General features: G+C 67.6%; 22 protein-coding genes. 2 read left to right on the forward strand and 20 right to left on the reverse strand.

The genetic code is table 11. The features are described 5' to 3' along the window. The 19 genes from ftsZ to AC16JP_RS01835 all read right to left on the reverse strand — a co-directional run. Window positions 1-992 (reverse strand): cell division protein FtsZ (gene ftsZ, locus AC16JP_RS01745; RefSeq protein WP_484338877.1); only part of this gene is annotated, 992 nt, incomplete at its 3' end. 15 nt (window positions 993-1,007) lie between these two features. Next, window positions 1,008-2,315: a cell division protein FtsA gene (ftsA, locus tag AC16JP_RS01750; protein ID WP_484338878.1), complete on the reverse strand. Its 1,308-nt coding sequence runs from the start codon at window positions 2,313-2,315 to the stop codon at window positions 1,008-1,010. Beyond that, window positions 2,315-3,274, reverse strand: coding sequence for a cell division protein FtsQ/DivIB (locus tag AC16JP_RS01755; RefSeq protein ID WP_484338879.1), 960 nt, complete (start codon window positions 3,272-3,274; stop codon window positions 2,315-2,317). Before AC16JP_RS01755 ends, ftsA begins: the two co-directional genes overlap by 1 nt. Further along, a complete protein-coding gene (locus AC16JP_RS01760) occupies window positions 3,271-4,218 on the reverse strand; it encodes a D-alanine--D-alanine ligase (RefSeq protein WP_484338880.1) in 948 nt (315 codons plus the stop codon). The genes AC16JP_RS01755 and AC16JP_RS01760 overlap by 4 nt, the downstream gene beginning before the upstream one ends. Continuing rightward, window positions 4,209-5,123 (reverse strand): UDP-N-acetylmuramate dehydrogenase, encoded by a 915-nt coding sequence (gene murB / locus AC16JP_RS01765; RefSeq protein WP_484338881.1) that lies wholly within the window; start codon window positions 5,121-5,123, stop codon window positions 4,209-4,211. Before murB ends, AC16JP_RS01760 begins: the two co-directional genes overlap by 10 nt. Further along, the gene (gene murC, locus AC16JP_RS01770; protein WP_484338882.1) at window positions 5,123-6,601 is read right to left on the reverse strand and encodes a UDP-N-acetylmuramate--L-alanine ligase; all 1,479 of its coding nucleotides are present in this window, start codon (window positions 6,599-6,601) and stop codon (window positions 5,123-5,125) included. Before murC ends, murB begins: the two co-directional genes overlap by 1 nt. Beyond that, window positions 6,598-7,695 carry an undecaprenyldiphospho-muramoylpentapeptide beta-N-acetylglucosaminyltransferase gene (gene murG / locus AC16JP_RS01775; RefSeq protein WP_484338883.1) on the reverse strand — a complete coding sequence of 366 codons (1,098 nt, stop codon included), beginning with the start codon at window positions 7,693-7,695 and terminating at the stop codon, window positions 6,598-6,600. The genes murC and murG overlap by 4 nt, the downstream gene beginning before the upstream one ends. Then, window positions 7,692-8,873, reverse strand: coding sequence for an FtsW/RodA/SpoVE family cell cycle protein (locus AC16JP_RS01780; RefSeq protein ID WP_484338884.1), 1,182 nt, complete (start codon window positions 8,871-8,873; stop codon window positions 7,692-7,694). Before AC16JP_RS01780 ends, murG begins: the two co-directional genes overlap by 4 nt. After that, window positions 8,870-10,171 carry a UDP-N-acetylmuramoyl-L-alanine--D-glutamate ligase gene (gene murD / locus AC16JP_RS01785; protein ID WP_484338885.1) on the reverse strand — a complete coding sequence of 434 codons (1,302 nt, stop codon included), beginning with the start codon at window positions 10,169-10,171 and terminating at the stop codon, window positions 8,870-8,872. Before murD ends, AC16JP_RS01780 begins: the two co-directional genes overlap by 4 nt. Next, window positions 10,171-11,244: a phospho-N-acetylmuramoyl-pentapeptide-transferase gene (gene mraY, locus AC16JP_RS01790; protein ID WP_484338886.1), complete on the reverse strand. Its 1,074-nt coding sequence runs from the start codon at window positions 11,242-11,244 to the stop codon at window positions 10,171-10,173. Before mraY ends, murD begins: the two co-directional genes overlap by 1 nt. Further along, window positions 11,241-12,605 carry a UDP-N-acetylmuramoyl-tripeptide--D-alanyl-D-alanine ligase gene (locus tag AC16JP_RS01795; protein ID WP_484338887.1) on the reverse strand — a complete coding sequence of 455 codons (1,365 nt, stop codon included), beginning with the start codon at window positions 12,603-12,605 and terminating at the stop codon, window positions 11,241-11,243. Before AC16JP_RS01795 ends, mraY begins: the two co-directional genes overlap by 4 nt. Beyond that, complete coding sequence (locus AC16JP_RS01800; RefSeq protein ID WP_484338888.1) at window positions 12,602-14,041, reverse strand: UDP-N-acetylmuramoyl-L-alanyl-D-glutamate--2,6-diaminopimelate ligase; 1,440 nt, start codon at window positions 14,039-14,041, stop codon at window positions 12,602-12,604. Before AC16JP_RS01800 ends, AC16JP_RS01795 begins: the two co-directional genes overlap by 4 nt. Next, entirely contained in the window at window positions 14,038-15,816 is a 1,779-nt protein-coding gene (locus AC16JP_RS01805; protein ID WP_484338889.1) for a peptidoglycan D,D-transpeptidase FtsI family protein, read from the reverse strand. Before AC16JP_RS01805 ends, AC16JP_RS01800 begins: the two co-directional genes overlap by 4 nt. 3 nt (window positions 15,817-15,819) lie before the next feature. After that, complete coding sequence (locus tag AC16JP_RS01810; protein ID WP_484338890.1) at window positions 15,820-16,401, reverse strand: hypothetical protein; 582 nt, start codon at window positions 16,399-16,401, stop codon at window positions 15,820-15,822. Further along, complete coding sequence (gene rsmH, locus AC16JP_RS01815; RefSeq protein WP_484338891.1) at window positions 16,398-17,387, reverse strand: 16S rRNA (cytosine(1402)-N(4))-methyltransferase RsmH; 990 nt, start codon at window positions 17,385-17,387, stop codon at window positions 16,398-16,400. The genes AC16JP_RS01810 and rsmH overlap by 4 nt, the downstream gene beginning before the upstream one ends. Then, entirely contained in the window at window positions 17,387-17,848 is a 462-nt protein-coding gene (locus tag AC16JP_RS01820) for a division/cell wall cluster transcriptional repressor MraZ (protein ID WP_484338898.1), read from the reverse strand. Before AC16JP_RS01820 ends, rsmH begins: the two co-directional genes overlap by 1 nt. Before the next feature lie 257 nt (window positions 17,849-18,105). Continuing rightward, window positions 18,106-18,894: a hypothetical protein gene (locus AC16JP_RS01825; protein WP_484338892.1), complete on the reverse strand. Its 789-nt coding sequence runs from the start codon at window positions 18,892-18,894 to the stop codon at window positions 18,106-18,108. 15 nt (window positions 18,895-18,909) lie between these two features. Then, the gene (locus AC16JP_RS01830) at window positions 18,910-19,245 is read right to left on the reverse strand and encodes a hypothetical protein (protein WP_484338893.1); all 336 of its coding nucleotides are present in this window, start codon (window positions 19,243-19,245) and stop codon (window positions 18,910-18,912) included. 46 nt (window positions 19,246-19,291) lie between these two features. After that, the gene (locus AC16JP_RS01835; protein WP_484338894.1) at window positions 19,292-20,284 is read right to left on the reverse strand and encodes a cysteine synthase A; all 993 of its coding nucleotides are present in this window, start codon (window positions 20,282-20,284) and stop codon (window positions 19,292-19,294) included. Between the two features lie 68 nt (window positions 20,285-20,352). Here AC16JP_RS01835 and AC16JP_RS01840 point away from each other — a divergent pair, with 68 nt between their 5' ends. Further along, on the forward strand, window positions 20,353-21,870 hold the full coding sequence (locus AC16JP_RS01840; RefSeq protein WP_484338895.1) for an ABC transporter substrate-binding protein: 1,518 nt from the start codon (window positions 20,353-20,355) through the stop codon (window positions 21,868-21,870). Then, window positions 21,867-23,042 (forward strand): acetyl-CoA C-acyltransferase, encoded by a 1,176-nt coding sequence (locus tag AC16JP_RS01845; RefSeq protein WP_484338896.1) that lies wholly within the window; start codon window positions 21,867-21,869, stop codon window positions 23,040-23,042. The genes AC16JP_RS01840 and AC16JP_RS01845 overlap by 4 nt, the downstream gene beginning before the upstream one ends. A gap of 27 nt (window positions 23,043-23,069) precedes the next feature. On the opposite strand, the gene AC16JP_RS01850 is transcribed toward AC16JP_RS01845, so the two are convergent. After that, window positions 23,070-23,261 (reverse strand): DUF6491 family protein (locus AC16JP_RS01850; RefSeq protein WP_484338897.1); only part of this gene is annotated, 192 nt, incomplete at its 5' end.

The raw sequence follows: 23,261 nt of genomic DNA on the forward strand, positions 1-23,261 counted from the left end.
GCAGGCGCCTGCGGTTGCGCGCCCTTCACCGACTCGATGCCGGTTGCAACCACGCTCACGCGCATCTTGCCGTTCAGGCTGTCGCTGAAGGCCGAGCCGACGATGATGTTGGCGTCCGGATCCACCATTTCGCGGATGTGGCCGGCGGCTTCCTCGACTTCCATCAGGCCCAGATCGTCGCCGCCGGTGATGTTGATGATGACAGCCTTGGCGCCGCGCAGCGACACTTCATCCAGCAGCGGGTTGGAAATCGCCTTTTCCGCCGCTTCGATGGCGCGGCGGTCGCCCTCGGCCTCGCCGGTGCCCATCATCGCCTTGCCCATCTCGCTCATGACGGTGCGGACATCGGCAAAGTCGAGGTTGATGAGACCCGGCAGCATCATCAGGTCGGTGATGCCGCGAACGCCCTGGTTCAGCACCTGGTCGGCCATGGCGAATGCCTGCTTGAACGTGGTCTGCTGGTTGGCGATCAGAAACAGGTTCTGGTTCGGGATCACGATCAGCGTATCGACGTGGCGTTGCAGTTCGGCGATACCTTCCTCGGCGGCGCGCATCCGCTTGGCGCCTTCAAAGGCGAACGGCTTGGTGACGACGCCCACCGTCAGCACACCGCGTTCGCGTGCCGCACGCGCAACCACCGGGGCCGCACCGGTGCCGGTTCCGCCACCCATGCCGGCGGTGATGAAGCACATGTGCACGCCATCCAGAAGCTGGTCGATGTCGTTCAGCGCCTCTTCGGCGGCGGCGGCACCGATCTCGGGGCGGGCACCGGCGCCAAGGCCCTGCGTGATCTTCAGGCCAAGCTGGATCCGTGTCTGCGCGGGCGACGCCAGCAATGCCTGCGCGTCGGTGTTGGCAACGGCGAAATCGACGCCTTCAAGGCCATCGTTGATCATGTTGGCGACGGCGTTGCCTCCAGCGCCACCAACGCCGATGACGCTGATGCGGGGTTTCAGTTCCACAAGGTTGGGTTGCACGAAGTCAAAGGTCATGGGTCGACTCCCTCATCAGATCTGGCGTTTCAATTGATCGAACAGGCGGGCAAAAGCAGAGCGCGGTTGCGCTGCTGTCGGGTCTTTGCGGTTTGTGCGCAAGGGCATGCGCGAAAGATCGAGGCGCGGCCTACTGGCATGCAGCACCAGCCCGGCAAGCGTTGCATAGGCAGCAGTGGACTGGGCTTCGGGCAGGCCGGCAAGCCCGCGCGGACGGCCGATCCGCACATTGCGCGACAAGGCCCCTTGCGCGAAATCGGCGATGCCGCGCAGTTCCGCGCCGCCGCCCGTCAGCACCACCTGCCGCCCGGCGGCGCCGGTGAAGCCCATGTCCTTCAGCGCCGATTCCACTTCGGCGAAAATGCGGTCGAGGCGGGCGCGGATGACCGCGATCAGCTCGGCGCGCGGAATGCGGCGGCTTTCCTGCCCGTCGTCGCTGTCCAGCGGCGGCACTTCCACCATGTCGTGATTGTCGCGCGGGGCCGATGTCGCGGCGCCCGAAAGCGTCTTCAGCCGCTCGGCTGCCGAGCGCCGGGTGGCAAAGCTGGTGGCGATGTCGGCGGTGATGTCGCCGGCCCCCATCGGGATCGACGCAAGCCCCGCCAGCATTCCGCCGCCGTGCACGGCAACCGTCGTGACGCCGGCGCCGATCTCGACGACGGCAACGCCCAGTTCGCGCTCCTCCTCTCCCAGCACGCTGAGCGAGGCTGCAACCCCCGAGGCGACGATCGATTCGACGTTCAGATGCGCGTTGCGCACCGCCAGATCGAGGTTGCGGCAGGGCGGCGTGGCAGCCGTCAGGACGTGAATGTCGACCGCCAGCCGGTTGGCGTGGAAGCCGCGCGGATTGGTGACGCCGTCCAGCCCGTCGACGCTATAGAGCGTCGGTTCCGCATGCAGCGTCGAGCGCTCGGCGCGGCTGATCGTTTCGTCGATCCGGGCGCGCCCGGCCGACAGCAGCGCGTTCATGTCCTCTTCCGAAATACGGTGCCCGGCGATATCGATCTCGACCGTCGTCACATCGCTGGCAAGGCCGCCGGCCGACAGGTTGACGATCACGCTTTCGATTTCCACGCCGGCGGCCTTCTCGGCCTGCGCCATCGCAGCGCGGATTGCGCTTTCCGCCTTCGCCATGTCGGCAATCAAGCCGCGCTTCAGCCCGTTCGAAGCCCGCAGCCCGGCGCCGATCACGCGCGGCACGCCTTCGCCGTCGGCCATGGCAACCAGCGCCGCCACCTTCGACGAGCCGACATCGAGCGCCGCGATCACCCGTTCGGCACGCGGCTTCAGCAGTTGCGCGGGATTAAGGGCAGCGACCGCCATCAGATCCGCACCCCCGTCGCGCGCGGCGCCGCCAGTGCGACGTTTGCCGGTTGTTGCCCGATCACGGGCGGCGCTGGCTGCAACGCCGGCGCCTGCGGCACGACTGCAACCGGCGGGCGCGGTTCAGGTGGGCGCGATTCAGGGCGCGGCCGCGCCACCGCACCGGGTTCGCCGCCTACGCGCACCACCATCTTGTCGGGAATACGCATGTCGATGCGGACGAAGCCGCGCCCCAGCAGCGGCGTCGTGCGGTTGATTTCGGCAAAGCGCGCAAGTGCCGCCCGCGCAGCCGGGCCTTCCGGCAGCGACAGCGTCTCGCCGCTCTTCAGCCGGACGTCCCAGCGGCGGCCGCCGATCCACTGCGCGGACTCCATCTGGCCGGCGATCTTCGGCTCGGCTGCCATCAGGTGCAAAAGGCCCGCCGCTTCATGGCGCGCGCCTGCGCCCACCACCAGCGGCAGCCCGGAAAATGGCACCAGATCATCGACCGGCAGCACCGCCCCCTCGGCGTCGATCAGTTTCATGTGGCCGTGCTGCTGCCACAGCGCCGCCGGCCGGCGTTCCGTCACCCTGACGTCCAGCCGGTCGGGCCAGCGGCGCTGGATGCTGACATCCTTCACCCACGGCAGTTCCTGCAAACGCGCGCGCGTGTCGCCCAGATCGATCAGCCACATGGAATCGCTGCCGCCGTGCAGCACTTCCCGATAGATCGACAGCCGGGGCTGATGCGTCGCGCCGCTGATATCTACCTGCCGGACGGAAAACCCGGCAGCCGAACCGGTGGTCGCAGCCGCCATCATCGCCTTTTCCGGCACGCGCGCCGCAATCGCCCAGGTAACCGCACCACCGATCACCAGCACCGTCAGCACCGAACCGATCAGCCGCCACGCCGTGCGCGGCGCAACCGGCACCGCGACCGGCTTCGCCGCAGGGCGCTGCTTTCCGGGCCGGCCGCTCATGATGCGGCCCTTTCGATCAGCCGCCCGACCAGTATTTCATAGCCGATGCCGCGCGCCCGCGCCTGTTCAGGAACGAGGCTGAGCGGCGTCATCCCCGGCTGCGTATTCACTTCCAGCAGATAGAGGCCATCCGCCCCTTGCGCCGGATCATAGCGAAAATCCGCGCGTGACACGCCACGACAGCCCAGCACCCGATGGGCAAGCTCGGCCTGTGCAAGCGCCATTTGCGTTACCTCGGCCGGGATTTCGGCGGGGCAGACATGCACGGTTTTGCCCTCGGTGTATTTCGCCTCATAGTCGTAAAAGCCGGAATTGGGCTTCAGTTCGGTGACGGCCAGCGCTTCTGGCACCGCCGTCGCTGCATCCTCAAGCACGGCAACCGTCAGTTCCAGCCCGGCGACGAACGGTTCGGCCAGCAGTTCGGCAAAATCCGCCCAGGGACCGGGCGCATCCCGCCGGATCGGCTGGCCGTGGCCCGACTGGGCGGTGATGATCGCCACCCCGACCGACGACCCCTCGTTCACCGGCTTCAGCACATAGGGGCGCGGCAGCGGATCAGCTTCGAACAGGCTGGTACTTTGCACCACCTGCCCCTCGGGCATGCGTACGCCGGCGGGCACCAGCAGCTTTTTCGTCAGTTGCTTGTCGATCGCCACTGCAGAAGCTGCAACGCCCGAATGCGTATAGCGAAGGCCCAGCAGGTCCATCAGGCCCTGCACCGTGCCGTCTTCGCCCGGCGTTCCGTGCAGGGCATTGAACACCACGTCGGGTGCCGTCGCCAGCAGCCGGTCGGCCAAAGTCGCGCCGTCGACCGGGCTTTTGCCCATGTCCAGTTCGGTCACGGCATGGCCCAGTGCGCGCGCGGCGGCGGCAATGCCTGCGCCGGAAACCAGGCTCACCTCGCGCTCGGCAGACCAGCCGCCCATCAGCACCGTCACCCGCATGACGGCACCCCCACGCGGCGGATTTCCCACTCCAGCCCGACGCCGGTATGCGCCAGCACGCGGCGGCGCACTTCCTCGCCCAGCGCCTCGATGTCGGCGGCGGTGGCGTCGCCGGTGTTCAGCAGAAAGTTCGCGTGCTTTTCGCTTACCTGCGCGCCGCCGACGCGAAGGCCCCGACAGCCGGATTCATCGACCAGCTTCCACGCCTTGTTGCCGGGCGGGTTCTTGAACGTCGATCCGCCGGTCCGCGTCCGCAGTGGCTGCGTCGCCTCGCGCGCGGCGGCGATGCGGTCCATCTCTGCCTGGATTTCAGCACGATCGCCGGGCTGTCCGCGAAAGGTCGCGGCAACGACGATGGTGTCGTCGGCAAGCGCGCTGTGCCGGTAGCTGTAGGCCAGTTCCGACGCTGCAAGCGTCTGCTGCCTGCCCGACCGCAAGACCACCTCGCACGAAACAAGGACATCCGCGACTTCGCGGCCATAGGCGCCGCCGTTCATGCGCACAAAGCCACCGACGGTGCCGGGAATGCCGCGCAGAAATTCAAGGCCGGCAACAGCCGCATCACGCGCCGCCGACGAAACCGCAATGCCCGAAGCCCCGCCGCCGCAATACAGCGCGCCATCGCCCAGCGCCCTGATGGCCGCAAACGGCTTGCCCAGCCGCACCACCACGCCCGGCACGCCGCCATCGCGCACGATCAGGTTCGATCCAAGCCCCAGCGCCATCACCGGCACATCGGCATCGAGCGCGCCAAGGAACGCCGCCAGATCGTCGGCGTCGCGCGGCTCGAACAGCCATTGCGCCGGACCGCCCGCCTTGAACCAGACAAGCGGCGCCAGCGGCGCGTCGGCAATCAGCCGCCCGTGCACGCGGGGAAGGTTGCGGGTGGCGGCAGCGGCGGCCATCATCCGACGCCCGCCGCCGACAGGCGCGGCGCAAGGGCCGCCGCCCATTTGGTGATGTCGCCCGCGCCAAGGCAGATCACCATGTCGCCGCTGCCCAGCAGCGGCGCAATGGTCGGGGCAAGCTCTGCCTCGCCGGAAATCGTCAGCACCTGCCTGTGCCCGGACCGCCGCAGCGCGTCGGCCAGCGTCTCGTGGGAAACGCCCTCGATCGGCGGCTCGCCTGCGGCATAGACCGGGGCCAGCACCACCGTATCGGCATCGTTGAAGGCGCTGCGCCATTCCTCGAACAGGTCGCGCAGGCGGGTATAGCGATGCGGCTGCACCACGGCGATCACCTTCGCCCGCGCGCCTTCGCGGGCCGCCGCCAGCACCGCACGCACCTCGACCGGATGGTGGCCGTAATCGTCGATGATGGTGACGGGATCGCCGCCCGCGATCGCCACTTCACCGGCCTTGGTGAATCGCCGCTTGACGCCGCCAAACCGGGCGAACCCGTCGCGGATCTGCTGTTCGCCGATGCCCAACTGGTCTGCCACCGCAACGGCCGCCAGCGCGTTCAGCACATTATGGCGGCCCGGCATCGGCAGAACCAGGCCTTCATACCGCCGTTCGTCGGTACCGAAGGTGCGCAGCGTCACATCGAAGCGATTGCCGCCCGGAACCGGTTCCACCCGGTCGCCGCGCACATCCGCCTGCCCGGCAAAACCGTAGGTGATGATGCGCCGGTCCGAGACGGAGGGGATCATCGCCTGCACTTCCGGATGGTCGAGGCACAGCACCGCCGCGCCATAGAAGGGCACCTTCTGGATGAAGCTGCGGAACGCCGACTTCGCGACTTCGAAATCGCCATAATGATCGAGATGTTCCGGATCGATGTTGGTGACGACGGCCAGCGTCGGCGGCAGCCGCAGAAAGCTGCCGTCGGATTCGTCGGCTTCCACCACCATCCACTCGCCGTCGCCAAGCCGGGCGTTCGATCCATAGCTGTTGATGATGCCGCCGTTGATGACGGTCGGGTCCAGCCCGCCGCCGTCCAGCAGCGCGGCAACCATCGACGTCGTCGTCGTCTTGCCGTGGGTTCCCGCAACGCAGACCGTCGACTTCAGGCGCATCAGTTCGGCCAGCATTTCCGCACGGCGCACGACCGGGATGCGCCGTTCCAGCGCCAGATCGACTTCCGGATTGCCCCGGCGAATGGCGGTCGACACCACGACGACTGCGGCATCGCCCAGATTTTCCGCGCGATGGCCGATGTGCACCGCGATACCCCGGTCGCGCAGGCCCTGCACGACATAGCCTTCCGCAATGTCCGAACCCTGCACCGTGAACCCAAGATTCGCCATCACTTCGGCAATGCCCGACATGCCGATGCCGCCAATGCCGACGAAGTGGATCGGTCCGACTTTATTGTTGAAGGCGGCCCCGCCGCCGGGATTGTTGAAGGCGGCCCCGCCGCCGGGACTGTTGAAGCTGCTCATGCCGACGCCACCTCCCGCTCGACGAGGTCGGCAAGGCGCGCTGCGGCATCGGGCACGCCAAGCGCACGGGCGGCAGCGGCGGCCGCCGCAAGGGCTTCGGGCGATTCAAGGAATCCGGCGATCAGCCCGGCCACAGCTGCGGCTGAAGCCTGCGCTTCCTGCAACAGGAAACCGGCGCCGACCGCCACGAATGCGGCTGCATTTTCCGTCTGGTGATCGTCGGTTGCGGCGGCGAACGGGATCAGGATCGCCGGCCGGCCGGCGGCCGTCAGTTCGGCCATGGTCGATGCGCCGGCACGCGCCACCACCAGATGCGCATCCGCCAGATACTTCGGAAAATCCACCAGATAGGGCAGGCACTCGGCGTCCACTCCGGCTGCCTTGTAGGCAAGCGCTGCTGCCGACAGATCTTCGGCCCGCGCCTGATGCACGACCTTCAGCCGCTTGCGCTGCGGTTCCGGCAGCTTGGCCAGTGCCTCGGGCAACAGGGCCGACAGGATTCTTGCTCCCTGGCTGCCGCCCGTCACCAGCAGGCGGAACGGCTCCGTGCCAGCGGGCGCAGCAAAGCCAGCCTCTCGTGCGGCAAGGATTTCCGCCCGCACCGGATTGCCTGTAAGCCTTGCCTTGCCTTCGCCGACGGCCGACAGCCCGGCGGTGCGCTGATACGACAGGGCGACCGCCGAAACCCGCCCCTGCAACCGCCGGTTCACCCGGCCCAGCACGGCATTCTGTTCGTGCAGCACGCTGGGCAGGCCCAACGAAACACCGGCCAGAATACCGGGAAGCGAGGGATAGCCGCCAAAGCCGACCACCGCCGACGCACCGGCCTCGCGTGCGATCCGGCGCCCGGCAGCCCGGCCCCGGCCGATCGCGAACGCCGCACGCGCCCAGCCAACCGGATTCATCCCGCTGGCGGTTGCGCTTTCCAGCACATGCCGGGGTGTTTTCTCGAACAGGCCCGGAAACCTGAGCCCGCGCTCGTCGGTCAGCAGCGTCACCTTGTGGCCGCGCCGTTGCAGCTCGTCGGCAAGGGCATGGGCCGGCACCATGTGCCCGCCGGTTCCGCCCGCTGCGATGAGGACGGACAGCGTCATGCCGGCAGCGCCCCCGGTTGCAGATAGGGGCTGGCCTTCAGGTAGCGGTTGCGGCGCGTCACCGACAGCAGCAGCCCCATGGCGATCGCAGTCGCAAGCAGGCTCGACCCGCCGTGGCTGACCAGCGGCAGGGTCATTCCCTTGGATGGTGCCAATGCCAGATTCACACTCATGTTGATGAGCGCCTGACCCCCGAATTGCGCAACGAGCCCCGTCGCCGCAATCAGCGTGAAGGGATCGTCTTCATCCAGCATTTGTAGCAGAACACGCAGCACGATCGCAAGATATAGTAATGCCAATGCGAAGCAGGCGATGGCGCCGAATTCCTCGCCGATGACGGAAAAAATATAGTCGGTCTGCGCTTCCGGCAGGCGGAATTTCGCCACCCCCTCGCCCGGTCCGGTGCCATAGAGGCCACCCGAACGAAAGCAGTCCAGCGCCCGGTCCACCTGATAGGTGTCGCCCTCGCCGTGCAGATAGCCGTCGATCCGGTTACGGATATGCGGTTCGAACTGATAGGCCAGCACCAGCCCGCCGATCCCTGCAAGGATCGCCGCCGCCAGCCACAACAGCGGCAGGCCGGCCAGCACCGCCTGCACCAGCCACACCGCGATCACCAGCGCCGACTGGCCGAAATCAGGTTGCAGCACCAGCAGCCCGACGATCAATGCCAGCGGCACCAGCCCCACCTGGATCACCGGCAGCGACCGGTCCTCGAAGCGCATGGCGAACAGCCAGGCCGTGCTCACCACGAAGAACGGCTTCAGAAACTCGATCGGCTGCAACTGGAAGCCGGGCAACTGGATCCAGCGATGGGCGCCGTTGGTTTCGACGCCAATCGCCGGCACCAGGCACAGCAGCAGGAAAAACAGCGCACAGCCGCCAAGGGCGAACCGGCGCGCGCCGTCCTTGGTCAGCATGGACACGCCAACCATCAGCGGCAGACCGGCCGCCACCCACAGCAACTGCCGCTGCAGAAAGAACAGCGGCGCAATCTTCGTATTGCCATCCGACAACCGCAGCGCAGCCGCCGGAGATGCGGCCGCAACCGCGATCAACCCGGCGCCGATCAAGACCAGCAGCAACCCCAGCAGCGGGCGGTCGATGGTCCAGAACCAGCGCGCAAGGAAGTTGCGGTCAGCCCGGCCAAAGGAAAGGGTGAGCGGTCCAAGCTTCATGGTCTCAGCCTTTCCACTTCGGCAAGAAATGCGTCGCCGCGCGCTTCAAAGTCGCGGAACTGATCAAACGAGGCACAGGCCGGCGAAAGCAGCACCGTTTCCCCGGTGCGGGCATTCGCCGCCGCCGCCGCAACCGCCGCCGCAAGCGTGCCCGCATGCACGACCGGCACATGCGGGTTCAGGATTTCCTGAAACAGCGGCCCGGCTTCGCCGATCACATAGGCGGTGCGCACGTTCGCCAGATACGGCAGACAGGCGTCCAGCTCGGCGGTTTTCGCCTGCCCGCCAAGGATCCAGTGGATCGCCGGAAAGGCCTGCAATGCGGGTGCAACGCTGGTCGGGTTGGTTGCCTTGCTGTCGTTCACATAGCGCACGCCGTTCACATTGCCGACCACCTGCATCCGGTGCGCAAGGCCCGGAAAGCTGCGCAGCCCCTGTTCGATCGCGGCATCCGTCAGCCCCAGCAGCCGCACCGCGGCTGCCGCACAGGCAACGTTCTGCGCATTGTGCGGACCGCCAAGCGCCGGCCAGCGCTGCTGATCCTGCGCCGCGATGTCGGCAGCGGAAACCGCGATCAGGCGCACACCATCCGGCAGCGCTGCGGCTGCCGCGCGCGTATAGCCATCGTCGCAGGCGATCACCGCCGCCGCGCCTGCGTGCTGCATCGCGAACAGCCGCGCCTTCGACGCCGCATAGCCTTCGATGCCGCCATAACGGTCCAGATGGTCTGGCGTCAGGTTGGTGTAAATCGCGACATCGGCCGCCAGCGTCGTGCAGAGGTCGATCTGATAGCTGGAAAGCTCCAGCACATAGACGCCGCCCGCGCACAGCGGTTGCTGGTCGAGGATCGGCAGGCCGATATTGCCGCCAAGCCGCGCCTCCTGCCCGGCCGACGCCAGCAGATGCTGGACAAGCGCCGTCGTCGTTGATTTGCCGTTGGTGCCCGTCACCGTCACCAGCTTGTGGGACGGGATTGCCGGGCGCGCGATCTGGAACAGTTCGATGTCGCCCAGAATGGGAACCCCCGCCGCCCGCGCGCGCATCGCCAGCGGGTGCCGGTTCAGCGGAACGCCCGGCGAAACGATCAGGCCATCCAGCCCGGCAAGTTCGGCATCGGCAAGATCCGCCAGCATGACGCCCGGCATCACCGCGCGGGCCACCTCGCGCTGCGGCGCGGCTTCGTCCCACGCGATGGCGCCCGCGCCTGACCGTTCGAGGAAGCGCAGCACCGAAAGCCCGGTGCGCGCGAGGCCATAGACCGCAAACCGCTTGCCCGAGAGAGAGGGGGCCGCCAGCATCAGCGCAGCTTCAGCGTCGAGAGGCCGGAGAGCGCCAGCACGATCGAGATGATCCAGAAGCGGATCACCACGGTCGATTCCGGCCAGCCCAACTGTTCGAAATGGTGGTGGATGGGCGCCATCTTGAACACGCGCTTGCCGGTCAGCTTGAAGCTCGCCACCTGCACGATGACGGAAACCGCCTCCAGCACGAACAGCCCGCCGACCACCACCAGCACCAGCTCGTGGTGGGTGATGACCGCGATGGTGCCGATCGCGCCGCCCAGCGCCAGACTGCCGGTGTCGCCCATGAACACCGCAGCAGGCGGGGCATTGAACCACAGGAACGCAAGGCAGGCGCCGACCAGCGCGCCGACGAACACGATCAGTTCCCCTGATCCGGGCACATGGTGGACACCCAGATAGCCGGCAAACACCGCGTTCCCGACCAGATAGGCAATCGCGCCGTAGCTCATGGCGGCGATGATGACCGGCATCGTCGCCAGCCCGTCCAGTCCGTCCGTCAGGTTGACGGCATTGCCCGCACCAACGATCACGATGGCGCCGAACACCACGTAGAACAGCCCCAGATCGAGGCCAGCATCCTTCAGGAAGGGGAAGAACAGCGTCGTTCCCGAATGGCGCGAGGCATAATAGGCCGCGATCCCGGCGATCAGGAACTCGGCCAGCAGCCGCACCCGCCCGGAAACACCCGCCGACGACCGCCGGGTGACCTTGGCATAATCATCGAGAAACCCGCTCGCCCCGAAGCCCAGCGTCACGACCAGCGCCGTCCACACGAACGGCTTATCCCACTCCATCCACAACAGCGTGGAAATGGTCATCGAAATCAGGATCTTCAGGCCGCCCATGGTGGGCGTGCCGGTTTTGGTGACGATGTGGCTTTGCGGCCCGTCGGCGCGGATCGGCTGGCCCTTGCCCTGGTTGACCTTCAGCCAGGCGATGAAGCGCGGTCCGATCAGCAGCCCGATCAGCAGCGCCGTCATCAATGCAGCACCCGAGCGGAACGTCAGGTAGCGCACCACGTTGAATACGCCCGGAAACCCCAGCCATTCCGCAAGATGGAAGATCATGAACGACCCTCCCGCAGTGCAGCAATCAGCCTGCCCAGACCCACCGAATTCGATCCCTTCACCAACAGCACGTCACCGGCCTGAAGCTGCGCCCGCACCCAGTCCTGCGCGGCGGCGGCATCGGGCAGATGCACTGCGCCGTCCACCTTCAGCGCCTGCATTTCCGCGCCGACCAGCGCAAGCTCGGTGATGCCGGTTTCGGCAATGGGTGCGGCCAGTGCTGCATGCAGATCGGCAGTCGCCCCGCCCAGTTCGCGCATCGCCCCCAGAATCGCGACTCGGCGCCTCGCCGGGGTGTCGCGCAATACCGCAAGGGCCGCCGCCATCGAAACCGGGTTGGCGTTGTAGCTTTCGTCGATCACCAGCGCGGAGCCGCCTGCGGCCTCGGCCTCGAACCGGGCGCCACGGCCCGGAAGATCGGAAAGCGCGGCAAGTGCCAGCCCGGCCTCCGCCAGATCACCGCCCGCCGCCTTCACCGCCGCCAGCACGGCCAGTGCGTTGTTCACCCAGTGGCGCCCCGCCATGCCGATACGGCAATGCAGTTCTTCGCCTGCAACATCGGCCTGAAGTTCGGTGCCGGAAGGGCCGACGTCCGCGCGGATCACGCGAACGTCGGCATCGGTCTTCCACCCGAAACTCAGTTGCGCAAGGCCAAGCCCTGCGGCCGCGGCGGCCAGCAGCGGGCCATGCGGATTGTCCGCCGGCCAGACTGCGGTGCCGCCCTTTTCCACCCCTTCGAAGATTTCCGCCTTGGCGCGGGCGATCCCGGTTTCGCCCTCTTCGAAATGCTCGACATGGGCATTGGCAACCCATGTCACCACCGCGACGTGCGGGCGGACGAGACGGGTCAGGTCGGCGATCTCTCCGGGGTGGTTCATCCCCATTTCGAACACGCCCCAGCGGCTGTCGCGCGGCATTCTGGCAAGGCTCAGGGGGACGCCGGTATGGTTGTTGTAACTCTTGACCGAGGCGTGGGTCGCATCCGGCGCCATGCGCTCGAAGGCGGCGCGCAGGGCTTCCTTGGTGCCGGTCTTGCCGACGCTTCCCGTCACCCCGACGACGGTGCCGCCCATGCGCGCGCGCGCCGCCTGGCCCAGCGTGCGCAGGGCCGCCAAGCTGTCTGGCACCAGAACATGCGGTTCGGCGACAGCTTGTTCCACCAGAAACCCGGCGGCGCCGCGCGCGGCAGCCTGCCCGACATAGGCATGGCCGTCGGCGTTTGCGCCGCGCAGCGCCACGAACAGTTCGCCGCCCGCCACCTCGCGGCTGTCGAACGTCACGCCGTCCGCCTCGAACGGGCGGGATAGCGCCCCTCCGGTTGCTGCGGCGATTTCGGCGCCGCTCCACAGGGGCGCGCTCATTCCAGTCGCCCTGCTGCGTCGCGCGCCACCTGTGCGTCGTCGAAAGGCAGAACTTCCGATCCGATGATCTGGCCCTGCTCGTGGCCCTTGCCCGCCAGCAGCACCACGTCGCCTTCGTGGGCGGCGGCCAGTGCTGCGGCAATCGCCTGCGCCCGGCCGGCGATTTCGGTGGCGCCGGTCGCCGCCGCCATGATTTCCGCCCGGATTGCCGCCGGATCTTCGCTGCGGGGATTGTCATCGGTCACGAACACAAGGTCGGCTTCCGCCGCGCCGATGCGGCCCATTTCCGGCCGCTTGCCGCGATCCCGGTCGCCGCCGCAGCCGAACAGCAGGATCAGCCGGTTCGCGGTATGCGGGCGCAGCGCGGCGATTGCCGCTTCCAGCGCGTCGGGCGTATGGGCGTAATCGACATAGACCGGCGCCCCCGAAGGCGTCAGCGTCGCCCGCTCAAGGCGGCCGCGCACCGGAGAGATACGCCCAAGCGAGGCAAAGGTCCGCTTGGGATCATTGCCGGTTGCCACCACCAGTGCTGCCGCAACCAGCGCATTCGCCGCCTGATAGCCGCCGATCAGCGGCAGCGTCACCTGGCGCTCGGCGCCGAAGGCAGCCACGGTCAGCGCCTGCCCCAGCAGGGTCGGCACACGCTTCAGCAGCCGGACATCGTCGCCATCGGGGCCGACCGTCAGCAGCTTCAGCCCGCGCGCGCGCGCTGCCTCGATCACGCGCTGGTTATATTCAGCGCCCGCCGCCTGCCGGTCCAGCCAGACGATCGCCACGCCGTCCGGTTCCACCACTTCGGTGAACAACCTCAGCTTGGCCTCGAAATAGGCCTCCATCGTCTGGTGATAGTCCAGATGGTCGCGGGTCAGGTTGGTGAACGCGGCCGCCTTCACCGGCAGCCCTTCGGTCCGGTATTGCGAAAGCCCGTGCGAACTTGCCTCAAAGGCGAGATGCGTGACGCCCTCGCGCGCAAGCCCGGCGGCATTCGACAGGAAGGTCACGACATCGGGCGTCGTCAGCCCGCCGGAACCGGCCTTCACCTGCTCGCCCGAGGTGGTCACGCCCAGCGTGCCAATGCTGGCTGCACGTTCACCCGCCATGTGCCAGAGCTGGCGGCATATTTCCGCAGTCGAAGTCTTGCCGTTGGTGCCGGTGATGGCAACCGTCACATCGGGGAACGGCCCGAAGAAATCGGCCGCAAGTGCAGCAAACGCCTTGCGCGGCTCGTCGGCGGCGATGTGCAGCGCCCCCGAAACCTTCGCCTCGGGCCGGGCGACGACTGCGATCGCACCGGCGCGCACGGCGTCGGCGATCACCGTTTCGCCGTCGAAGCGTTCGCCCCGGAACGCGCCGAACACATTGCCCGCCGCCACCTTGCGATGGTCGATCGCAAAGCCGGTGATGCGGCCCATGATGGATGCCAGTTGGTCGGTCATTGTGCGGGCATTCCGGGTACCGGGATTCCGGGCACCGGCATTCCGGCAGCCGCCGCCCTGCGCACGGCATTCGGATCGCGCTTCGCATCGCGCGGGGTATAAAGGCCCTCGAACGGGAACAGGTCAGGCTCGGATGCGCCCGTCACGTCCGGGGCGACGTTCAACACCGGAGCAATCCGGTTCACCACCTTCTGGAACACCGGCCCGGCAACCGAACCCGCCATCCGCGATCCAACCGTCGGATCATCGATCATCGCAACCACCACATAGCGCGGGTTGTCCATCGGGAATGCCCCGGCAAAGGTGGTGATGTTGCGGCGCTTGTCATAGCCGCGCCCGTCCGTCAGCACTTTTTCGGCGGTCCCGGTCTTGCCGCCGACGCGATACCCTTCGGCATCCGCCTTGCGCCCGGTGCCATCGAGGACGGCCAGCCGCAACATCCCGTTCACCATCTTCGAGGCATGGGCGCTGAACACGCGATTGCCGGGCACCTTGTCGCGATCGGCCACCTTCAGGAAGGTGGCGGGGTGATGCACGCCGCCGTTCACCAGCGTGGCGTAAGCACTGGCAAGATGCAGAGGCGTCACCGCGATGCCATGCCCGAACCCGACGGTCATCACACTGGAAAGGCCCCAGTTGTCGTGCGGGGGCGCCAGCGGGCGCCCCGCTTCCTTCAGTTCGCCGGGCGCGCGATCCATCAGGCCGAGGCGGCGCAGAAAGCCTTCCTGCCGCTCGCGGCCGATGCGCTCGGCCATGCGCGCCGTCCCGACGTTCGACGAATAGATCAGCACTTCCGGCACCGACAAAGGATAGCCCTTGGGGTGGCTGTCGGAAATGCGATAGCGGCCGATGGCGATCGGCGTCGTCGGGAAGCGTTCGGCAAGGCTGGTGACTGCGCCGCTGTCGATCGCCATGGCGATAGTGAAGGCCTTGAAGGTAGAGCCAAGTTCATACACGCCAAGCGTCGCGCGGTTCATGTGGCTCGGCATGCCGGTCAGCCCGCCGGGGCGGTTGATGTCGTAGGCCGGCAACGACGCCAGACCAAGCACTTCGCCGGTATGCACGTCGATCACCACACCCGCGGCGCCGCTTGCCTGTTGCAGGTTCATCTGCGCTGCAAGCTCGCTTTCCAGCGCCTGCTGCACACGCGAATCGATCGACAGCGCCAGCGGCGTCCGCCGCAGCGCCGGATCCGTCAGCCGCTCTTCGAACGCCCGCTCGATCCCGGCCTCGCCGCGGCCGTCGATACCGGTAAAACCAACCAGATGTGCGGCCAGACCGACGTTGGGATAAAGCCGCTCGGCCTCGCGTTCCAGCGTGAGGCCCGGTTCCCCCATGCGACGGATTGCTTCCGCCTGATCCGGCAGGATGCGCCGGGTGATATAGCGGAACTTGCCGTGATGGTTCAGCGCTGCGCGAATGAGGTCGGGGTCGCGCTCGGGCAGGATGGCCGCAAGCTTTGTAACCAGCGACTCCTTGTCGCCGACGATGTCATAGGGGCGCGCGGCCAGCGCATAGGCCTCGAAGCTGGTTGCAAGCGTCTGGCCGTTGCGGTCGACGATGTCGGCGCGCAGGCGCGGCGATGCAGCCGCCGCACCGGCATGACGGATCGGCCCGTCGAACAGCGACAGTTCCATCAGCCTGCCACCGATCAGCAGCGTGAATGCGCACAACAGCAGAATCCCGACCGCCAGCCGCTGCCGCGCGACGCCCATGGCCATCTGGCGATGACCGGGAAGGCGGATCTGCGAGCGGGCGGGGGCGGTCTGGCTCATGGCTCAGGGATTGGGGCCGGGCGGCGCAGCCAGCGTCATTTCCACCTGCCGCACCAGTTCGTCGGTCGCCGCTTCGGCGGGCCGCGAAACCGTCTGCACGACCACCGGGCGCGATGGCTCGGGACGGATCGCCTGCGGCGCACTCACCAGTTGCGGCTGCACGGCGTGCGGGGCCGCCGGGGCCAGATCACGCACGGCCAGTTGCGGGCGGGGCAGCGGCGTTTCCCCCTCCAGCGCCTTGCCGTAGTTTGCCAGCCTTACCGGCGAATCGAGGAACTGGGTGGCGCTGATCGGCACCAGCCCAAGCACCCGGTCGTTCCAGCGCTGCAATTGCGGCAGCCGCATGCGAACGCGCAATTCGCCGTCCATCGCCTTCAGCTTCGAGGCCAACGCCTCGTTGCCGCGCTCCAGCCGCTCGACTTCGCGCCGCTCGGAGGCGACCCTGAGCGACAGGCTGTAGCTCGTCACCGATACGACGATGGTGCCAGCAACCAGCCACGCGGTCGAGGCCCATGTCCGGCGCGCTGCCGTGCCCGGCGCGACGATGCCTGCCGCATCCCCTGCCATCCGCGTCCGGCGTGTCATTTCGCTTCCTCCCGGCCTGTCGGTCCCTGCCGTTTTCCCTGATGTTCACATTCGCCCGCCCGGCGGCGCGCAACCCGCAGCGTCGCCGATCGTGCGCGCGGGTTCATCTGCACTTCGCGGTCGCCGGGGCGCCTGGCCTTGGCCGGGCGCTCGAACGCCGCGAGGCCTGCATCCTGCTGCGGCATGTGTCGCGACCCGGACGGCAGGCTGCCCGACCGTTCCGCCATGAACCGCTTGACGATTCGATCCTCGAGGCTGTGAAAGCTGACGACCGCCAGTCGCCCGCCGGGCTTCAGCACGGCCTCGGCCGCCGCAAGCCCGCGTTCCAGTTCACCCAGTTCGTCGTTCACGCGAATGCGGATCGCCTGAAAGCTGCGGGTTGCAGGATCGCGCTTTTCCGCCGCACGGCTGCCCTTCCCGGCCCGGACCACCCGCCGCACGAGGCCCGCCAGTTCCGCCGTGCTGTTGATCGGCCGGTCGGCGACGATCGCACGGGCGATGCGGCGTGCCGCTGGCTCTTCGCCATAATGGAACAGCACGTCAGCGATTTCAGCTTCGTCGGCGTTGTTCAGAAAGTCGGCGGCGCTTTCGCCGTCGCCCGAAAGCCGCATGTCCAGCGGCCCGTCGGCCTGAAACGACAGGCCATAGGCCGGATCGTCCATCTGGATCGAGGAATAGCCAAGATCGAGCGCAATCGCATCCGCCGACGCCGGGCCAAGTTCTTCGGCCATGGCGGCAAACGGCCGGGCGATCACCCGCAGCCTGCCCTCCGAGGCTGCCACCATCGGCTGCGCACGGGCGACGGCGCGGGGATCGCGGTCGAAGCCACTCACCCGGGCGCCGGCCGCAAGCGCTGCCGCCGAATAGCCGCCGCCGCCGAACGTCCCGTCGACGACATGGTCGCCGGGCGCGACGGCAAGCGCCGCCATCACTTCGTCCAGCATGACCGGCACATGCGACCGGGCCGCTTCGGGCGCCGCCGGCATCAGGATTTGCCCGCCAGCAGCGAACGCACGGCGCGCGCCATGCGGGGATCGATATCGGCCTGCGCCAGCAGCAGGTCCGGCGACCAGAGTTCGAAATAGTCGCCCGCGCCAAGAAACAGCGCCTGCGCACCAAGTTCGCCGGCATCACGCAGGGTGGGTGTCAGGATGATCCGGCCGGTGTCGTCGTATTTCAGTTGCTCGGCCATCGCGAACAGCATCCGCGCCTTGCCGCTGCGGCCGGGGCCGAAATCCTGCTCGAATTCCTTTTCCAGCCGGGCTTCGATGCGCGCGAAATAGCTGATGTCATAGCCGATCAGGCAGGGCGCATGTTCCGCCGGGCTAAGGACAATGGCGCGGACCTGGCTGCGCGCTTCGATCGTCTCGCGCAGGGACGCAGGAACGGACAGCCGATTTTTTGCATCGACTCCGTTCACATATGTCCCTGAAAAATAGGCGCGAATGACGGTTCCCCTCGTTTTCGGGGCCGGTCTTGCGCGGGCGTCCGGTCAAGGCGGAGGGGGTGCCTTCAACCAGCGGCCAGCCGCATGCCGATCCCTGTGGAAAAGGGATAGCATGGGCTTTCATGGGTATTCAATGGGCTTTTATGGGCGCAATCGGATCATTCGTCGCAATAGACTGAAATATCTTCCGTTTTTCAAATTGGTGATTTCCACACCCGGCAACAATAGCCTGTGGATAAGTCTGTTTGAAACTTCGGTCATGGCAGCGCCTCCTGCACCACGAACGCCAGCCGCCGCGATTCCCGCACATCGGCGCGCGTGTCCGATGCGAGTCGCAGGAAAAACCGCCCTTCCCCGTCAGGTACTTGCGCAAGATCGATCGATGTGCCGTCCGCCATCGTCACGCGCAGCATCGCAGCGCCCCGCCAGTCAACTTCAGTGCCGGGAACGAACCCCGTCGACGACAGGCCCGCCAGCAGTTTCGCAACGCGCGCGGCTTTTGAATCGTCCAGCGCCACCAGCCCGTCATGGGTCAGGCGTTCCACCTTCGCCACCTGCCCGGCCTCGATGCGGGGCGGTTGCAGGTTCGACCAGGCCGAAGGCCACAATGGCAGTGCCGGTGCCCGCTCGATCTTCAGCCGTGGCCCGTCTGGCAGCGCCCGCGCTTCGCCGGCGCGCAATTCGCCCCCGGCGATGATTGCCCCCTTGGCGTCGATCAGCCGCACTTCGACAGCCGCCCCGGCAGGCGCCGCAACCCCCGGCCCGACCGGGCTTCCCGACAGTTTCGAAAGCTGGCGCAACATCGCCGCGATCCGCGCAGGATCAGCCGGCGCATCCGCCGCCGACCGGATCTCCCATGCGCCGTCTGCCGCATCCCGCACCAGCAGCAGGGCGTCGTCACCATGTTCCAGTTCGATGCGCGCCACAGCGGCGGGGTCGAACGGCGGCAGCAGCTTCTGCTGCCCGTGCACATTCTGCCAGGCCAGAAATCCGAACAACAGAAACGACAGCGACAACAGCGCAAGCACGATCCGGCGGGTATTCACGAACGCTCCCGATGGTCAGATGGCGACAGGCAGATCAGCCGCTGAATGCTGGTGCGCCGCGCCGACCGGGCTTTCCTTCATGGCGCCCGGCCCCGACATACCGGAACCCTGCACATCCGGTGCATCATCTTCGGCCCGGTCGTCGGGCTTTGCCATATCGCCGTTCGGCAGCGCCTGTTCCAGCTTGTCGCTGCCCGGCGCCACGCCAAGTTGCGCCAGGGGCTCACCCGGCTCCTTGCGGCTTTCTGCTGCCGGCTTGTTCCCCGCCGGATTGCCAAACACCAACGAGGTGCCAAGAGTCAGCAGGAAGACAGCGCCGAGGCCCGTCAGGCCAATCCGCACACGATCCATGCCCCACATCTAGCAACACCGGTGCCGAAAGTCGAGCGGCAGCCCGCTATTCACCATACCAGGCGGGTATCGGCAGGCCGCGCGCCGCAAGCCATTCGCCGTTCCAGATCGTCGACAGATAGCGGCTGCCATTGTCGCACAGGATGGTGACGATGCGCTTTCCCGGCCCCAGATGGCGGGCAAGCCGCTCTGCCCCGGCGACGTTGATCGCACTGGAAAGGCCAAGATGCAGCCCGTCGCGCGCCATCAGTTCGTGCAGGATCGGGAAGGCTTCGGCGTCGGGCACCCGGAACGCCACATCGATCGGCGCGCCTTCCAGATTGGCGGTGATCCTGCTCTGGCCGATGCCTTCGGCAACACTGCTGCCTTCGGCCTTCAGTTCGCCGCTGGTGAACCAGCCGAACAGCGCCGCACCATCCGGATCAGCCAGCCCGACGACGACATCCGGCAGCGCCTCCTTCAGGCCCATGCCGACGCCCGCCACCGTTCCGCCGGTGCCCGCAGCGCAGATGAAGCCATCCAGCCTGCCGCCCAGCGCATCGACGATTTCCGGCGCGGTGGTCTTGATGTGGGCAAGCCGGTTTGCCGTATTGTCGAACTGGTTCGCCCAGACCGCGCCCGGAGTTTCCGCCGCCAGACGGCGTGACACATGCACATAATGGCCCGGATTGGCATAGCTCGTCGCCGGAACCAGCACCAGTTCGGCGCCCAGCGCGCGCAATGCGTCCTTTTTTTCCTGGCTCTGGGTTTCCGGCATGACGATGACGGTATGATAGCCAAGCGCCCGGCCGATCACGGCAAAGCCGATGCCGGTGTTGCCCGCCGTCCCCTCGACGATGGTGCCGCCCGGTTGCAGCAGGCCGGATTCCTCGGCGTCGCGCAGGATGAACAGCGCGGCCCGATCCTTCACCGAGCCGCCGGGGTTCATGAATTCGCACTTGCCGTAGATGTCGCAGCCGGTGCGTTCGGATGGGCCTTTCAGCCTGACCAGCGGCGTTCCGCCTACCAGACCGGCGATATCGTCGGAAATTGCAGCCATGCGGTTCCTCATAACAGCCCGCGTGAAGCTTGCCAGCGGCCAATCTTTGCGCGAACGGGATTACCGGCATGGGCAAGGCGAAGACATTTCTTTCCCTCGTGGCGCTGGCGCTGCTGGCAGCCTGCGGCCCGGGCGCGGCCGACGAAGCGCCGCTCAGGGTCGATGCGCCCGATGCCGATGCCGCCCGCGCCATCACCGCCGAATCGACGGCGGCCACGCTGACGGCGCTCGATGCACAGGGCAATGTCATCGCCGGGCTGGCACGAAGCTGGCGCATCTCGGAAGACGGGCTTTCCATCGTCCTGCGGCTGCGCCCGGCCCATTTCACCGACGACGAAACCGTCACCGCCGCCGACGCTGTCGCCGCGATCGAGGCTGCACGGTCGGGGCGCGCCGGGCAGCAGATGCGCGACCTGCTGGCAGGCGTCACCGAAGTTTCCTCGCCACTGGAACCGATCGTCGAAATCGAACTGTCCACTCCGCAGCCGGAACTGCTGGAACTGCTGTCGGTGCCGCAACTGGGGGTGCGCGCGCAAAAGCGCGGCGCCGTCGCCGGGCCGTTCACCGCAACCGTCCAGCGCCGCGAACCGAAACAGGGAACGGCGGGCCGGGAATTCACCCTGTTGCAACGAAACGCCGGTTTTCATTCCGCCGCCGACGTGGCGCTGGCGGCGGCCGAACTGCAACCAACCGGCGCCGACGAAGCGATCCGCCGCTTCAATCGCGGCGAAACCGATCTGGTGATCGGCGGCGGGCTGGACGGGCTGGCCGACGCGCGGGTGACGGCGAAACGCGATGCCCTGCTTCTCGAAGGACGCCGGGCAACGCTGTCGCTGCTCGTCAACCGGCGGCACCCGCTGCTTGGCCTGCCCGGCGTGCGCCGCGCCCTGCAACTGGCGATCAACCGCGAGACGCTGGCCCAAAGCTTTTTCGGCACGCAGGCGGCCGCGCCGGTGCTGGCGCTCTCTCCCCGCAACATCGCCGGATACGCACCCCCGCAGCCGGACTGGGCCGCCCTTCCCTTTGCCTCGCGCCAACTGGAAGCAAGCCATCTGGTCGCCGACGCACTGAAGCAGTCGGCGCGGGCAGCCGACGCCGGCCGGCCGGTGCTGACGGTCGCGATCTCGGACAGCCCGGCCCAAGCGCGGCTCGTCGAAGCGATCGCCCCCGACATCGCGGCGATCGGCATCGACCTGCGCCTTGCCCGGCGCAGCCAGTCCGCTCACCAGAAGGCAGTGCGCGAGGGGGATTTCGATCTCGCTATCCTGCGCCGCGACACGAAGGCCGATTCGCCGCTGCCGTTTCTGCTGCCCAACCTCTGCAACCGCAACCGTCAGGGCATTTGCCTGCCCGAAGCCGACAAGCTGGTGGCCGAAAGCTGGAAAGCGCCGACGCTGGCGACGCGGATGGCGATGCTGGCGGCGGCAGAAAAGCTCTGGGCCGACGACGGCGCCGCGATCGGGCTGGTGCAGCCGATCGGCTGGTCGCTGGTGTCGCCGACGGTATCCGGCGTTTCCGCCAATCTTGCGGGCCGTCATGGCCTGCGGCATGTCCGTATCAAACCAGCAGGAAAGCTCGTCCGATGAGTTCCGGAACCGATATCGTCATCGTCTCGGCCCGCCGCACCCCGATGGGCGGCTTTCAAGGCGACTTCCGCGACGTCACCGCCCCCGAACTGGGCGCGGCGGCGCTGTCGGCGGCGGTCGCCGATGCAAACCTCGGCCCCGCCGACGTCGAGCAGGTGGTGATGGGCTGCGTGCTGCCGGCGGGGCTGGGGCAGGCGCCGGCGCGGCAGGCGGCGCTGAAGGCCGGGCTGGATCTTGGCGCGGCCTGCGTCACCGTCAACAAGATGTGCGGTTCGGGCATGAAGGCCGTGATCGACGCGCACGATGCGCTGAAGGCGGGATCAGCCGCCATCATCGCGGCGGGCGGCATGGAAAGCATGACCAACGCCCCCTATCTGCTGCCCAAGGCGCGCGGCGGTTATCGGATGGGGCACGGCCGCGTCCTCGACCACATGTTCCTTGACGGCCTCGAGGACGCCTATGAACCGGGGCGCGCCATGGGCACCTTCGCCGAGGAAACCGCCCGTGCATTCCAGTTCACCCGCGCCGCACAGGATGCGTTCGCACTGGAATCGCTGGCGCGGGCGAAACGCGCGATCGACGACGGCAGTTTCGCCGACGAAATCACCCACGTAACCACCAAAGCCGGAGACGTGCGGATCGACGAGCAGCCGGGCAAGGCGCGGCCGGAAAAGATCCCGCACCTGAAGCCGGCGTTCGCCGCCGACGGCACGGTGACGGCGGCCAATTCCAGCTCGATCTCAGACGGTGCGGCAGCACTGGTGCTGATGCAGCGCGACACCGCCGCTGCGCGCGGCCTCGTACCGCTGGCGACGATCGCCGGCCATGCGGCCCACGCACAGCAGCCGGCGCTGTTCACCACCGCTCCGGTTCCGGCGATCGGCAAGCTGCTGCAACGGCTTGGATGGACGACCGGCGGCACCGACCTGTTCGAAGTGAACGAGGCGTTCGCCGTCGTCACCATGGTAGCGATGCAGGAACTGGGGCTTCCGCACGACAAGGTGAACGTGAACGGCGGCGCGACGGCACTCGGTCATCCGATCGGCGCGTCGGGCGCGCGGATCCTCGTCACGCTGATTCACGCGCTGCGGCGACGCGGCGGCGGCCGGGGTGTCGCGTCGCTGTGCATCGGCGGCGGCGAAGCGACGGCCGTGGCGCTGGAAGTGGCCTGAACCGCGCGCTCCCGCCGCGCGCGGGCCTCAGGTCTGCTTTTTCGCCCTGGCCGGCGGCGCATCGCTTTTCACCAGCGAGGTGATCTGGCACCGCTGGTGGCCGACCAGCAGCGTCGAGAAGCGGTCCAGCGTGTTTGTGCCGCGCGTTTCGACGCCGATATGTTCGGCAAAGCGCAGGTCGGTGCAGGGCGCCATCAGCGTCGCGTGATACCAGTTGAA

The sequence above is a fragment of the Sandaracinobacteroides sp. genome (assembly GCF_057137845.1).

Excerpts from the sequence above, each read along its gene's own strand:
- AC16JP_RS01830 (WP_484338893.1), bottom strand. The coding sequence starts at position 19,245 with ATGGATCGTGTGCGGATTGGCCTGACGGGCCTCGGCGCTGTCTTCCTG.
- murB (WP_484338881.1), bottom strand. The coding sequence starts at position 5,123 with ATGGCCGCCGCTGCCGCCACCCGCAACCTTCCCCGCGTGCACGGGCGG.
- AC16JP_RS01810 (WP_484338890.1), bottom strand. The coding sequence starts at position 16,401 with ATGACACGCCGGACGCGGATGGCAGGGGATGCGGCAGGCATCGTCGCG.
- AC16JP_RS01835 (WP_484338894.1), bottom strand. The coding sequence starts at position 20,284 with ATGGCTGCAATTTCCGACGATATCGCCGGTCTGGTAGGCGGAACGCCG.
- AC16JP_RS01840 (WP_484338895.1), top strand. The coding sequence starts at position 20,353 with ATGGGCAAGGCGAAGACATTTCTTTCCCTCGTGGCGCTGGCGCTGCTG.
- AC16JP_RS01795 (WP_484338887.1), bottom strand. The coding sequence starts at position 12,605 with ATGAGCGCGCCCCTGTGGAGCGGCGCCGAAATCGCCGCAGCAACCGGA.
- mraY (WP_484338886.1), bottom strand. The coding sequence starts at position 11,244 with ATGATCTTCCATCTTGCGGAATGGCTGGGGTTTCCGGGCGTATTCAAC.
- AC16JP_RS01805 (WP_484338889.1), bottom strand. The coding sequence starts at position 15,816 with ATGAGCCAGACCGCCCCCGCCCGCTCGCAGATCCGCCTTCCCGGTCAT.
- AC16JP_RS01755 (WP_484338879.1), bottom strand. The coding sequence starts at position 3,274 with ATGAGCGGCCGGCCCGGAAAGCAGCGCCCTGCGGCGAAGCCGGTCGCG.
- AC16JP_RS01800 (WP_484338888.1), bottom strand. The coding sequence starts at position 14,041 with ATGACCGACCAACTGGCATCCATCATGGGCCGCATCACCGGCTTTGCG.
- rsmH (WP_484338891.1), bottom strand. The coding sequence starts at position 17,387 with ATGCCGGCGGCGCCCGAAGCGGCCCGGTCGCATGTGCCGGTCATGCTG.
- murG (WP_484338883.1), bottom strand. The coding sequence starts at position 7,695 with ATGACGCTGTCCGTCCTCATCGCAGCGGGCGGAACCGGCGGGCACATG.
- AC16JP_RS01760 (WP_484338880.1), bottom strand. The coding sequence starts at position 4,218 with ATGCGGGTGACGGTGCTGATGGGCGGCTGGTCTGCCGAGCGCGAGGTG.
- murD (WP_484338885.1), bottom strand. The coding sequence starts at position 10,171 with ATGCTGGCGGCCCCCTCTCTCTCGGGCAAGCGGTTTGCGGTCTATGGC.
- AC16JP_RS01845 (WP_484338896.1), top strand. The coding sequence starts at position 21,867 with ATGAGTTCCGGAACCGATATCGTCATCGTCTCGGCCCGCCGCACCCCG.
- ftsA (WP_484338878.1), bottom strand. The coding sequence starts at position 2,315 with ATGGCGGTCGCTGCCCTTAATCCCGCGCAACTGCTGAAGCCGCGTGCC.
- AC16JP_RS01780 (WP_484338884.1), bottom strand. The coding sequence starts at position 8,873 with ATGAAGCTTGGACCGCTCACCCTTTCCTTTGGCCGGGCTGACCGCAAC.
- murC (WP_484338882.1), bottom strand. The coding sequence starts at position 6,601 with ATGAGCAGCTTCAACAGTCCCGGCGGCGGGGCCGCCTTCAACAATCCC.